Genomic DNA, 11,790 nt, shown 5'->3' with positions numbered 1-11,790 from the left:
CCATCCCCGGTGACCGGGGCGGTCAGCGGGGATGGACGACCATCGCCGAGCCGCCCCCGCGCCGCACCGTCTCGGCCGCCGCCTCGAAGCGGTTGCCACCGAGGCTCCGGATCGCCGTCACTGCGCCGATCTCACCAGCGTCCCTGAGCACGTGCCCGAGGGCGCGCAACCCGGCCGCGGCGGGGCTCGCAAGGAACGCCGGCTCGGCGTCCTCCGCCGCGCCGTTGCGGGAGGAGAGCCGCGGGGCCGCGATGGCGTCGACCAGTGACAGTTCACGGTCGAGGTAGCCGAGGATCGTCTGCGACACCGACGTGATGATCGTGGCGCCGCCGGGCGAGCCGACGGCCAGGTAGGGACGACCGTCCTGAAGCAGGATCGTCGGGCTCATCGACGACCGCGGCCGCTTGCCGGGGCCCGGGAGGTTCGGGTCGGGGGCCTCGCCCTGGGTCGGGGCGAAGTTGAAGTCGGTCAGCTCGTTGTTGAGCAGGAAGCCGTAGCCAGGCACCGTGATCCCCGAGCCACCCGTCTGCTCGATGGTGAGGGTGTAGGACGCCACGTTCCCCCACCGGTCGGCCACGGTCAGGTGGGTGGTCGACTGCCCCTCGCTGGGCTGTGACGACGCGGGTGCGGTGGCGCACGAGGTGTAGGAGCCGTCGGGGATGCCCGGCGGGATCGGCCGCGGCGAGTAGGCCTTGGCCGGGTCGAAGAGGCAGGCGCGCTCGGCGGCGAAGCCTCGGCTCGTCAGCTCATCGACGGGGACACCGGGCACGTCGCCGACGTAGCGGTTTCGGTCGGCGAACGCCGTGGCCGACGCCTCGGAGAACCGGTGCAGGTAGTCCACGTCGGAGAGCGCGGACGTCTTGGTGCCCGTGCGGTTCTCGTAGGCCTTCATGAGGTTGAGGATCTCGGCGACGGCGATGCCGCCCGAGCTGGGAACCGGCATGCCGTAGACGTCGAGGCCCTCGTACTGCGAGTGGATCGGCGCCTTCGTCAGCGCGCGGTAGGAGGCCAGGTCGCGCAGCGTCAGCTTCCCGCCCATGACCTCCTGGCCCGGCACGGTGTGCGGGGCGTTGGACTCGCGGACGATCGCCTCACCGAGGCGGCCACGGTAGAGCACGTCCGTCCCCTGGGTCCGCAGCGTGCGGTAGGCCCTGGCCATGTCGGGGTTGGTGAAGGTCGAGCCGACGGCCGGCGCCTGGCCGTTGCGCAGGAACACCTGCGCCGTCGCCGGGAACCTCGAGAACCGAGTGGCGTTCTGTGCCGTCTGGTCGTGGAAGGTCTGGTCGACGACGAACCCCTTGGCGGCGAGCCGCTCGGCCGGCTTGAGCGCTTCGTTGAAGGAGATGGTGCCGTGGTCGCGCAGCGCCTTGGCCCACAGTGCGGGCGTGCCCGGGACCCCGACCGAGAGGCCGGAGTTCACGGCGGTGGCGAAGGCGTAGGGCTGGCCGGTGGCCGGGTCGATGAACGCCTTGTCGGTGAAGGACATCGGCGCGGTCTCCCGGCCGTCGATGGTGCTGACCTTCCTGGCGCGTGCGTCGTAGTAGACGAGGAAGCCGCCACCGCCGATGCCGGCGCTGTAGGGCTCGGTGACGCCGAGGGCAGCGGCTGTCGCGACGGCGGCGTCCGCGGCGTTGCCGCCCCGGGCGAGCACGTCGATGCCGACCTGCGAGGCGTCGCGGTCGACGGAGGTGACCGCGCCCCCGGAACCGACCATGAGCGGGGACTTGGGCAGCGGCGTCGGGTTGCCGTGCCGGCCGTGGTCGCGCTGTGGCGCGGGCACCACCGTCGGCTGGGCACCGGCCGTGGCTGGCAGGAGGGCGAGCGGGAGGCCGACGACGAGGGCGCCGAGGACCCATCGGGAACGTGTCGTTGTGCGTGCGCTGTGACGACTCATCTTTCGACCGTACCCGGGCGAACGCCGCAGATCGCGCCGAGCACCCACCCGATCCCCGACGACGTGACGCAGTGTTCTCTCGATCGAGAAGGTGAGCGCGGTCCCGCCATGGTCGAGTGACGGAGTGTTCTCTCGATCAGGAAGGGAGCGCTGTGGTGAGGGAGCTCAAGCGAGCGGGGTCGGTGGTCGTGAGCCGCATCGGCGACGGGCACGTTGCCATGGAAGCGAGCGTGCCGGCATACGCCCGTCGACGCTCGAGAGCCCGCCACCCCAGTGGGGTGACGGGCTCTCGACTGCGTGGGTCAGGCGATCAGGCCTGGTCCTCCTCGACGAGGAGGTTGCGCGTCTTGGAGAAGTCGAGCGGGATGCCCGGGCCCATCGTCGTGGAGACGGTGGCCTTCTCGATGTAGCGGCCCTTGGAGCTGGCCGGCTTCAGACGCAGGATCTCCTCGAGGGCGGCGGCGTAGTTCTCGACGAGCTTGGTCTCGTCGAAGGACGCCTTGCCGATGATGAAGTGGAGGTTCGCGTGCTTGTCGACGCGGAACTCGATCTTGCCGCCCTTGATGTCGGCGACGGCCTTGGCGACGTCCATCGTCACGGTGCCGGTCTTCGGGTTGGGCATGAGGCCACGCGGGCCGAGCACCTTGCCGAGACGACCGACCTTGCCCATGAGGTCAGGGGTGGCGACGACGGCGTCGAAGTCGAGCCAGCCGCCCTGGACCTTCTCGAGGAGGTCGTCGGAGCCGACGTGGTCGGCGCCGGCCTCGCGGGCGGCCTCGGCCTTGTCACCGTTGGCGAAGACGAGGACGCGGGCGGTCTTGCCCGTGCCGTGCGGCAGGTTGACCGTGCCGCGGACGGCCTGGTCGGCCTTGCGGGGGTCGACGCCGAGACGCATGGCGACCTCGACGGTCTCGTCGTACTTGGCCTTCGCGGTCTTCTTGGCGACGCGGACGGCCTCGAGCGGGGCGTAGACCTTGCCCGGCGTGACGAGCTCGGCTGCGGCGCGGTAGTTCTTGCTGCGCTTCATGACTGCTCCTGCTTTCTTCGTGGAGTCGTGGTGCGACCGTGCGCTGGTCTCCCACGGGGGCTTCACGGCCGTATGCCGTGTGCCCCGGTTCGGGGGTGCCCGCCCTCACGAGGAGGGCGGGCGTCCCGAGGTTCTGGTGACCCGGGCTCGTCAGAGCTCGGTGTCGATGCCCATCGAGCGAGCGGTGCCGGCGATGATGCGCGCCGCCATCTCCTCGTCGTTGGCGTTGAGGTCTTCCATCTTCTGGCGAGCGATCTCGAGGACCTGGTCACGCGAGAGCTTGGCGACCTTGGTCTTGTGCGGCTCGCCGGAACCCTTGGCGACGCCGGCGGCCTTCTTGATGAGCTCGGCGGCCGGCGGGGTCTTCGTCACGAAGGTGAACGAGCGGTCCTCGTAGACCGTGATCTCGACCGGGATGACGTTGCCGCGCTGGGACTCCGTCGCGGCGTTGTACGCCTTGACGAACTCCATGATGTTGACGCCGTGCTGACCGAGGGCCGGGCCGACGGGCGGGGCGGGGGTGGCCTGTCCGGCCTGGATCTGCAGCTTGATGAAGCCGGAGACCTTCTTCTTGGGGGGCATGGTTGCCTACCTTCTGCGTTGTGGCCGACGCCGTGGGCGATGACCCGGTTGCATGCCGGTGCGGGATGCCGCACCGAACGTGGTGGGACCTTGCTCAGATCTTGGCGACCTGGGCGAAGGAGAGCTCGACCGGGGTCTCCCGGCCGAAGATCGAGACGAGCACCTTGAGCTTCTGCGTGTCGGCGTTGATCTCGGAGATCGTGGCGGGAAGGGTCTCGAAGGGCCCCTCCATGACGGTGACGGACTCGCCGACCTCGAAGTCGACGACGCGGACGTCCTTGGGGGCGCTGGACTTCGACGCCGCCGAGCCGTCGGCGCCCGCGGCCGCCTCGAAGGTCGGGGCGAGCATCGTGAAGACCTCGTCGATCGACAGCGGCACCGGCTGGTGCGCGTTGCCGACGAAGCCGGTCACACCGGGCGTGTGGCGGACGGCGCCCCAGCTCTCGTCGGTGAGGTCCATGCGGACGAGGACGTATCCGGGCATCCGGACGCGGCGGACCTGCTTCTTCTGGCCGTTCTTGATCTCGGTGACCTCCTCCATGGGGACCTCGATCTCGAAGATGAAGTCCTCCATGTTGAGGGTCTGGATGCGCGTCTCGAGGTTCGCCTTCACGCGGTTCTCGTAGCCGGCGTAGGAGTGGATGACGAACCAGTCGCCGAAGCGGCTGCGCAGGTCGGCCTTGAAGTCGGCGACGGGGTCGCCGCTGCCGGTGGCAGCCGGGGTGGCCTCGGAGTCGTCGTCGGAGTCGTCGTCGGAGTCGAGCTCGTCGCTCGGCTCGCCGGCTTCGTCGTCCTCGTCCGTGGGGTCGTCGGAGTGGTCAGCGGCCTCGTCGGCGTCAGACGCGTCGTCGACACTCGCGTCGGTGGCCTCGGCGTCCTCAGCACCCGACGCGACGTCGGAGGCCGAGAGCTCGTCGGACGGGGCCGCGGGGTCGACGACGTCGGTCCCGGTGCTGTCGCCGTTCGGGGCACCCTCGTGGGCGAACTGCTCGGACACGCTCTGACCTACTTCCTTGCTCGTGGACCAGCCGATGGCGGCTGGTGGTGACATCCCGGGGCGGGCGGCGAGCCCGCGCGTCAGCTCGTCGAGCCGGTGAAGGCCCACGAGATCAGCTTGCTCAGACCGAAGTCGAGCCCCGACACGAGAGCCATCATGATCACGACGAACACGACCACCACGGTGGTGTAGCGCACGAGCTCGGGGCCCGTGGGCCGCACGACCTTGCGCAGCTCGTCGAGGATCTGGCGAACAAAGAGGCTGATCGCGCCGAGGAACCGCGACACCGGGTTGCCGCCACGGGCCTTGTCAGCCCGGCCGGACCCGCGCTTGGCGCTCGTCTCCGTCACGATTCCTTCTTTCTGCCTGGGTACTGGCCCGCGACAGCGCCCGGGACCGTGGGGTGTCCACGCCTGAGCGAGAGCCGCGTGCCGCCTTGCACGACGACCACATCACTGGGGATGCGCAGGGCAAGAGGGACTCGAACCCACAACCGCTGGTTTTGGAGACCAGTGCTCTACCAATTGAGCTATTGCCCTTCGCCGAGACCGTGGGGGTCGCGGCGGGACGGCATGCGTCAGCATGGCCAGCGAAGCCGTCCGAGGGTCGATCATACGGGACGATCGGACCGCAACGCGAACCGAGCGCCGACAGCCCCCCGGCCGCGCCGCGTCCACGTCCAGGGGGTCCCGGTGACGGCACCACCCGGCATACGGACCGCGCTCCTCGGGAGCACGCCCGAGTGGCAGGATCGGGAGGGTGACGAACCCGCGCACCGCCCTCGCGTCCCTGTCCGACGACGACCTGGCCGGCTTCCTCGCCGAGCAGCGTGAAGCCTATGCCGGCCTGCAGGCCCGCGGGCTCAAGCTGGACCTGACGCGGGGCAAGCCGTCGGCCGCGCAGCTCGACCTCTCGGATGCGTTGCTCGCACTGCCGTCGACGACGAAGGACCGGGCCGGCGTCGACGTGCGCAACTACGGCGGTCTCGAGGGCCTGGCCGAGCTGCGCGAGATGTTCGCCGAGCTGCTGTGGGTCGAGCCCGCGCAGGTCGTCGCCGGCGGCAACTCGAGCCTGACGATGATGTACAGCACGATCGTCGACTTCCTGCTCTTCGGCGGCGTCGACTCCCCGCGGCCGTGGTCGCAGGAGGAGAAGGTCCGTTTCGTCTGCCCCGTCCCCGGCTACGACCGGCACTTCTCGATGCTGGCCTCGTTCGGCATCGAGATGGTCACCGTCGACATGCACGACGACGGCCCCGACATCGCTGCGGTCGAGGCTCTCGTCAAGGACGACCCGAGCATCAAGGGCATCTGGATCGTGCCCACCTACGCCAACCCGTCCGGCGCCGTCGTCTCGCAGGAGATCGCGGCCCGACTCGCGGCGATGCCGACAGCGGCACCCGACTTCACGATCTTCTGGGACAACGCGTACGCCTTCCACCACCTCACCGAGGACGAGGCCAAGAGCGCCGACATCCTCACGCTCGCGGCTGCGTCGGGCCACCCGAACCGCCCGATCATGTTCGCCTCGACGTCGAAGATCACGTTCGCCGGCGCCGGGGTCGCCGTGCTGGCGGCCAGCGAGGCCAACGTGAAGTGGTACCTCAAGCACCTGTCGATGAGCTCGATCGGACCCGACAAGGTCAACCACCTGCGGCACATCGAGTTCTTCAAGGACGCCGACGGCGTTCGCGCACACATGCGCGGGCACCGCGAGATCATCGCCCCGAAGTTCGCGGCGGTCGACCAGGCCCTCACCGAGGGGCTCGACGGCCTCGAGGTCGCCGAGTGGACGCGGCCCACCGGTGGCTACTTCGTCAACCTCGACGTGCTCGACGGCACGGCGTCGCAGGTCGTGGCCCTGGCCAAGGAGGCCGGCATCGCGCTGACCCCGGCCGGCGCGTCCTTCCCGCTCGGGCACGACCCACGCGACCGCAACATCCGCCTCGCCCCGACGTTCCCGGTTCTCGACGAGGTGCGCACGGCCATGGCCGGCGTGGCGACCTGCGTCGCCCTCGCCGCCGCCGAGAAGGTGACCGCCGACCGGTCCGCCGGGGTAGGGGACGGGAGCGACGCCGCCGCGGCGCCGACCGAGCCGGCCACCGAAGGAGCAGCCCGATGAGCGAAGCCAACGAGAACATCGACGACGACCTCACCAGCTACAGCGTCGACGACGAGGACCAGCTCCAGCCCGAGGACACCCTCGAGGACGGCGAGCTCGACGACGTCCTCGACCGCGGCTACTCCCCCAACGACCGTCCGCAGGGTGTCAATGCCCACGGCACGACGGCCTACGAGGAGTCGATCGACGAGACGATCGACGAGCGCATCCTGCAGGAGGAGCCCGATCCCAGCTCGGCCTACGGCCGGCCCGACAACGAGAGCGGCCTCGACGACGACCGCATCGGCGGCGACGACCCCGACTCCATCGACGCCGAGGACGACTGGCTCGGCGACCGCGAGGTCGGCGACGCCCGCGCGGGCCGTCTCGTGGCCGATGACGAGGGCGCGCACGACGACGAGGAGAAGCAGGCCTGGGCCAGCGACGTGGGCGTCGACGGCGCGGGCGCTTCGGCCGAGGAGGCCGCCATGCACGTCGTCGACGAGATCGCCGACGAGCCCGACGAGGACTGATCTCGCGCCATGCACCAGGTAGGCCGCGTCGCTGACTCAGGCTGCCCGGCCGGCCGCAGCAGCGGGTGACACACTGGCCCGCATGACGCGCTCGGTGGAGGACCTCCCCAAGGCCCACCTGCACCTGCACTTCACCGGCTCGATGCGCATCGACACGGTGCGCGACCTGGCTTCCGCGCACGGCATCCGGCTTCCCGACGCGCTCGCATCCGGATGGCCGCCGAAGCTCGCACGGGCCACCGACGAGCGCGGCTGGTTCCGGTTCCAGCGGCTCTACGACGCCGCCCGCTCCTGCGTGCGCAGCGAGAGCGACATGCGCCGCATCGTGCGCGAGGCCGCCGAGGACGACGCGGCCGAGGGCTCGCGATGGCTCGAGATCCAGGTGGACCCGACGTCCTACGCGCCCTTCGTCGGGGGCATCACGCCGGCTCTGGAGATCGTCCTCGACGAGGCCCGGGCCGTGTCGTCCGAGGGCCGCACCGGCGTCGGCGTCGTCGTCGCGGCGAGCCGGATGCGCCACCCCCTGGAGGCCCGCACGCTCGCCCGGCTGGCGGCGCACCACGCCGGCGACGGGGCGGGCGAGGTCGTCGGGTTCGGGCTCTCGAACGACGAACGGCGCGGCGTGGTCGCCGACTTCGCGCCGGCCTTCGCCATCGCCCGACGGGCCGGGCTCGCCCTGGTGCCGCACGGCGGCGAGCTGCTCGGGGCACAGTCGGTGATGGAGACCCTCGAGCACCTCGACCCCGACCGCATCGGCCACGGCGTGCGCAGCGTCGAGGACCCGCAGGTGCTCGACGCGGTCGCCGAGGCCGGCGTCACCCTCGAGGTGTGCCCAGGCAGCAACGTCGCCCTCGGCGTCTATGCCGACCCCACCGAAGTGCCGCTGCGTCGCATCGTCGACTCGGGCATCCCGGTGGCCCTCGGCGCCGACGACCCCCTGCTGTTCGGGTCGCGGCTGGCGGCGCAGTATGCCGCGGCCCGTGACCTCGGGTTCGACGACAAGGGGCTGGCCGACCTCGCGCGCGGGTCCCTCGAAGGCAGCCGGATGCCGTCCCGGCTGCGCGCAGCCGCCATGGCCGACGTCGACGGGTGGCTCGCGCGCCCCGAGCACGACGTCACCACCCCGACCGTTGCGGGTGACCGCGGGTTGGCCACCGAGCCGGCCTGACCCGCCACATGGCGTGACTCGGGCCACACCGAGGAGCCGGGCACACCGGGGCAAAATCACCCACCGGCCGCTGCACTGCACCGTCCACGTCGGCGCACCGAGTTTGCTCAGGGTCGGTGCGCCCGGTCATGCTGGGCGGGAGATGAAGACTTCTGCCGCCGCCCTCGCCCGCCCCACGACCGCCTCGGGCGACCGCCTGCGACGCCTTTCGGTCGTCGGCCTGCTCGCCCCTGTCGTCGCCCTGGCGGCCTGCAGCGGCGAGTCCCCGGTGACCGCCGACCCGACGGCGCCCGCCGGTGTCACGTCGTCGACGACGGAAGCCGCCGCGACGTCGACGAGCCCCGCGACGGCGCCCCCCAGCACCACCTCGGACGCGGCCGCGCCGGTCGACAAGATGGTGACGAAGACGATCACGGCCACCCTGAAGGACCCCGAGCTCGGGCACACCATCACCGCCCGGCGGCTGGTGCGCAACCTCTCGTGGCCCTCCGGACAGCCGGTCGGGGCCAAGCAGTTCGAGATCGTCGGCGTGTGGGTGACCCTGAAGGCGGGCAGCCGCTACTCCGCCTCGGTCGACTCCTCGATGCTCTCCCTCGTGGCCGCCAGCCCCGCACAGTCGGTCGTGCCCACGTCAGAGTTCACCAAGCGCTGGGGCGCCACCGTGCTGAAGCCCGCCAAGCGGTCCCAGACCACCGCCGGCTGGGTGTTCTTCAAGGTCGACCGCGGCACGACGAGCGCGCTGAAGCTCGGCTTCAACCGTCCGGCCTACCAGGTCAGCACGACCGGCAAGAAGCTGCCGGCGAAGTCGTTCAACGTCGTCCTCACTAAGTAGCGCCACGAGGTAGCGCCGCGAGGTAGCACCATGGCGCTATCTCGCGGCGCCGTTGTGCCGGCCGTCAGAGGTCGAGGCCGAGCAGCACCGGCTCGTTGACGAGGGTGACGCCGAAGGCGTCACGGACGCCGTCGCGGACCTGGCGTGCGAGAGCGACGACGTCGCCCGCCGTGGCGCCGCCACGGTTGGTGACCGCGAGGGTGTGCTTGGTCGACAGGGCCGCCGGGGCGGGGAGCCCGAATCCCTTGCCGAACCCGGCGTGCTCGATGAGCCACGCCGCGCTCGTCTTGACGCGGCCGTCGGGCTCGGCGAACCGGGGAGGCGTCGGCCCCTCCCACCCGAGCCGCTCGCCGACCCGCTCGACGAGGGCGTCGAACTGCTGCCTGCTGAGGATCGGGTTGGTGAAGAACGACCCGCACGACCAGGTGTCGGGGTCGGCGTCGTCGAGCACCATGCCGCGGGACCGTCGCTGCTGCAGCACGGCCTCGCGGGCGTCCTCGAGGGGCACGCGCGCGCCCAGAGGGACGTCGAGACCCTTGGCCAGGGCGGCATACGCGATCGGGCGGCTGAGGTTGGCGAGCTCGAACTGGAAGAGCACGTCGAGCACGACGTAGCGCGCGTTGCCCTTGAAGCGTGAGTGACGGTAGGTGAAGGCGCAGTCCGAGCTCATGAAGGTGCGGACGGCCTGCTCCTGGCGGTCCCACGTGCGCACGTGCGCAACGGTCTGCGAGATGTCCTGGCCGTAGGCGCCGACGTTCTGGATGGGGGTGGCGCCGGCGCGGCCGGGGATGCCGCTGAGCGCCTCGACCCCCGCCCAGCCCTCCGCCACGGCCCGCTCGACGACGTCGTCCCAGACCTCGCCGGCCGCGACGCGCACCATCGCTCCCCCGCACGCGTCGGCCGACTCCGGCGTGACACCGCTCGTGGCGACGTGCACGACCGTGCCCTGGAAGCCGTCGTCGGACACGACGAGGTTCGACCCGCCTGACAGGACGAGCAACGGCTCGTCGGCGTCGTCGACCTCGCGCACGGCGTCGACGAGCTCGTCGATCGTCTCGACGGTGACGAGCCGGGCCGCAGGACCCCCGACGCGCATCGTCGTCAGGGTCGAGAGGGGGACGTCGTGATCCTCGCGCACGTGTGGACCTGACGTCTCAGTCGAGCCGGGCGACGGCCAGGGCGCGGCCCAGGACCTTCTCGCCGGCCGCGATGGCGGTCAGCTCGACCGTGACCCGCTTGGTCTCGGGGTCGACGGACTTCACGACGCCGGAGACCTCGACGTCGGCGCCGGTGTCGTAGGGCACGACCACGGGGCGGGTGAAGCGCACGCCGTACTCGACGACGCGGCCGGCGTCGCCCACCCAGTCGGTCACGACGGTGACGGCCGAGCCCATCGTGAACATGCCGTGGGCGATGACGTCGGGCAGGCCCACCTTCTTGGCGAACGGCTCGTCCCAGTGGATCCGGTTGCGGTCCAACGACGCCCCGGCGTACTGCACGAGGCGGGCCCGGTCGACGTGCACGGTCACGGGCGGGAGCGCGTCACCGGCGGCGACGCTGTCGAACGCCCGCACCGCTGTGGGCGCGGGGGTGGCGGATGTCGTGGATGTCGTGGGCTGGGTGCTCATCACTCGCCTCCTCGGATGACGATCGTCGACGTGGCCGTGCAGACGGCCTCACCCTGCTCGGTGGCGAGCTCGGTGCGTGTCGTCACCATCGCGTGGCCCCCGGCCTCGCGCACCGCGTCGACGTGGAGCGTGCCGATGACGGCGTCGCCGGCCGTGAGCGGGCGGTGGTGGGTGAAGCGCTGCTCGCCGTGGACGACCCGCGAGAAGTCGATGCCGGCCTCGGGGTCGGCGATCAGCTGCGCGTCGCACTGCTGGGCGATGAGCACGGCGAACGTGGGTGGCGCGATGACGTCGGCGTAGCCGCGCGCCCGGGCGACCTCGGCGTCGACGTGGACGGGGTCGGCCGAGCCGACGGCCTCGGCGAACTCGCGGATCTTGGCGGCACTGACCCGGTAGGTCTCGGTGGGCGGGTAGACCCGCCCCTGGAAGTCTGCGTTCACCGGCATACGGGCACCCTACCGACCGGCGGGGTCACGGGCTCAGCGCGTCTCGGCCCGGCCGGACCGGCCGGACCCGACCGGACCCGACTGGCGAGCCGTTCGGGAACGACGACGCTCCCCCGGCCGAGGGCCGAGGGAGCGTGGACGTCGAGCCGCTGGGTCAGCGGGTCTCGCGGTGCTCCGTGTGCTTGCCGCACTTCGGGCAGAACTTGTTCATCGCGAGACGGTCGGGGTTGTTCCGACGGTTCTTCTTCGTGATGTAGTTGCGGTCCTTGCAGTCCACGCACGCCATCGTGATCTTGGGACGGACGTCGGTGCTCTTGCTGGCCACGGCAACCTGCTCTTTCGGGAACGTACGGGGTGATCTGTCGTCTTGCGACGGGTGTCGCGCGGCGCGTCACGCGTTCCGGGCTCCCGGGTGACACGCAGGCGCGACGTCCTAGGCTACGCGACACCCCGGCGATTGGAGAAATCGACGTCGGTGCGCGTGGAAGTGGTAGCGGGAGCGGGGCTCGATCCCGCGACCTCACGATTATGAGTCGTGCGCTCTAACCAGCTGAGCTACCCCGCCATGGGCTGCCGTGCCCGG

The 11,790-nt window shown here is 71.1% G+C and carries 13 protein-coding genes and 2 tRNA genes; 4 read left to right on the top strand and 11 right to left on the bottom strand.

Annotation, left to right across the window (positions count from 1 at the left end; all coding sequences use genetic code 11):
* Positions 1 to 22: 22 nt before the first annotated feature.
* From ggt to AC1DE0_RS01510, 6 genes are all read right to left on the bottom strand, one after another.
* Complete coding sequence (ggt, locus tag AC1DE0_RS01535; RefSeq protein ID WP_478096424.1) at positions 23 to 1,894, bottom strand: gamma-glutamyltransferase; 1,872 nt, start codon at positions 1,892 to 1,894, stop codon at positions 23 to 25.
* 310 nt (positions 1,895 to 2,204) lie between these two features.
* Positions 2,205 to 2,921 (bottom strand): 50S ribosomal protein L1, encoded by a 717-nt coding sequence (gene rplA, locus AC1DE0_RS01530; RefSeq protein ID WP_478096422.1) that lies wholly within the window; start codon positions 2,919 to 2,921, stop codon positions 2,205 to 2,207.
* Positions 2,922 to 3,071: 150 nt separating this feature from the next.
* Complete coding sequence (gene rplK / locus AC1DE0_RS01525) at positions 3,072 to 3,503, bottom strand: 50S ribosomal protein L11 (protein ID WP_030194100.1); 432 nt, start codon at positions 3,501 to 3,503, stop codon at positions 3,072 to 3,074.
* A gap of 94 nt (positions 3,504 to 3,597) precedes the next feature.
* A complete protein-coding gene (gene nusG / locus AC1DE0_RS01520) occupies positions 3,598 to 4,500 on the bottom strand; it encodes a transcription termination/antitermination protein NusG (RefSeq protein ID WP_478097730.1) in 903 nt (300 codons plus the stop codon).
* An 80-nt stretch (positions 4,501 to 4,580) separates the two neighbouring features.
* Positions 4,581 to 4,850, bottom strand: coding sequence for a preprotein translocase subunit SecE (gene secE, locus AC1DE0_RS01515; protein WP_478096419.1), 270 nt, complete (start codon positions 4,848 to 4,850; stop codon positions 4,581 to 4,583).
* Between the two features lie 116 nt (positions 4,851 to 4,966).
* Positions 4,967 to 5,039 (bottom strand) — tRNA-Trp (locus AC1DE0_RS01510).
* A gap of 220 nt (positions 5,040 to 5,259) precedes the next feature.
* Between AC1DE0_RS01510 and AC1DE0_RS01505 the strand changes: the two genes are divergently transcribed.
* The 4 genes from AC1DE0_RS01505 (at position 5,260) to AC1DE0_RS01490 (ending at position 9,133) form a co-directional block, all read left to right on the top strand.
* A complete protein-coding gene (locus AC1DE0_RS01505; protein ID WP_478096416.1) occupies positions 5,260 to 6,621 on the top strand; it encodes an aspartate aminotransferase type Ic in 1,362 nt (453 codons plus the stop codon).
* On the top strand, positions 6,618 to 7,133 hold the full coding sequence (locus AC1DE0_RS01500) for a DUF5709 domain-containing protein (RefSeq protein ID WP_478096414.1): 516 nt from the start codon (positions 6,618 to 6,620) through the stop codon (positions 7,131 to 7,133). The genes AC1DE0_RS01505 and AC1DE0_RS01500 overlap by 4 nt, the downstream gene beginning before the upstream one ends.
* A gap of 82 nt (positions 7,134 to 7,215) precedes the next feature.
* Complete coding sequence (locus AC1DE0_RS01495) at positions 7,216 to 8,301, top strand: adenosine deaminase (RefSeq protein ID WP_478096412.1); 1,086 nt, start codon at positions 7,216 to 7,218, stop codon at positions 8,299 to 8,301.
* 142 nt (positions 8,302 to 8,443) lie between these two features.
* A complete protein-coding gene (locus AC1DE0_RS01490; RefSeq protein WP_478096409.1) occupies positions 8,444 to 9,133 on the top strand; it encodes a hypothetical protein in 690 nt (229 codons plus the stop codon).
* Between the two features lie 64 nt (positions 9,134 to 9,197).
* Here the strand turns inward: AC1DE0_RS01490 and AC1DE0_RS01485 are convergent, their stop codons facing one another.
* The 5 genes from AC1DE0_RS01485 to AC1DE0_RS01465 all read right to left on the bottom strand — a co-directional run bounded on the left by AC1DE0_RS01485 (position 9,198) and on the right by AC1DE0_RS01465 (position 11,772).
* A complete protein-coding gene (locus AC1DE0_RS01485) occupies positions 9,198 to 10,271 on the bottom strand; it encodes a UDP-N-acetylmuramate dehydrogenase (RefSeq protein ID WP_478096406.1) in 1,074 nt (357 codons plus the stop codon).
* Between the two features lie 16 nt (positions 10,272 to 10,287).
* Entirely contained in the window at positions 10,288 to 10,761 is a 474-nt protein-coding gene (locus AC1DE0_RS01480; RefSeq protein ID WP_478096403.1) for a MaoC/PaaZ C-terminal domain-containing protein, read from the bottom strand.
* On the bottom strand, positions 10,761 to 11,207 hold the full coding sequence (locus AC1DE0_RS01475; protein ID WP_442290100.1) for an FAS1-like dehydratase domain-containing protein: 447 nt from the start codon (positions 11,205 to 11,207) through the stop codon (positions 10,761 to 10,763). The genes AC1DE0_RS01480 and AC1DE0_RS01475 overlap by 1 nt, the downstream gene beginning before the upstream one ends.
* Before the next feature lie 154 nt (positions 11,208 to 11,361).
* Positions 11,362 to 11,532, bottom strand: a complete 171-nt coding sequence (rpmG, locus tag AC1DE0_RS01470) for a 50S ribosomal protein L33 (RefSeq protein ID WP_034801502.1) — start codon at positions 11,530 to 11,532, stop codon at positions 11,362 to 11,364.
* A gap of 163 nt (positions 11,533 to 11,695) precedes the next feature.
* Positions 11,696 to 11,772 (bottom strand) — tRNA-Met (locus AC1DE0_RS01465).
* Between the last annotated feature and the right edge of the window lie 18 nt (positions 11,773 to 11,790).

Source organism: Terrabacter sp. 05T424 (assembly GCF_056396225.1).
The sequence above is the reverse complement of the archived record's forward strand: the minus strand, read 5'-3'. Positions and strand labels throughout refer to the sequence as shown.

Bases quoted from the DNA above. Each gene is read 5' to 3' on its own strand.
- rplK (WP_030194100.1), bottom strand. From the start codon at position 3,503: ATGCCCCCCAAGAAGAAGGTCTCCGGCTTCATCAAGCTGCAGATCCAG.
- AC1DE0_RS01500 (WP_478096414.1), top strand. From the start codon at position 6,618: ATGAGCGAAGCCAACGAGAACATCGACGACGACCTCACCAGCTACAGC.
- AC1DE0_RS01475 (WP_442290100.1), bottom strand. From the start codon at position 11,207: ATGCCGGTGAACGCAGACTTCCAGGGGCGGGTCTACCCGCCCACCGAG.
- rplA (WP_478096422.1), bottom strand. From the start codon at position 2,921: ATGAAGCGCAGCAAGAACTACCGCGCCGCAGCCGAGCTCGTCACGCCG.
- AC1DE0_RS01495 (WP_478096412.1), top strand. From the start codon at position 7,216: ATGACGCGCTCGGTGGAGGACCTCCCCAAGGCCCACCTGCACCTGCAC.
- AC1DE0_RS01490 (WP_478096409.1), top strand. From the start codon at position 8,444: ATGAAGACTTCTGCCGCCGCCCTCGCCCGCCCCACGACCGCCTCGGGC.
- AC1DE0_RS01480 (WP_478096403.1), bottom strand. From the start codon at position 10,761: ATGAGCACCCAGCCCACGACATCCACGACATCCGCCACCCCCGCGCCC.
- ggt (WP_478096424.1), bottom strand. From the start codon at position 1,894: ATGAGTCGTCACAGCGCACGCACAACGACACGTTCCCGATGGGTCCTC.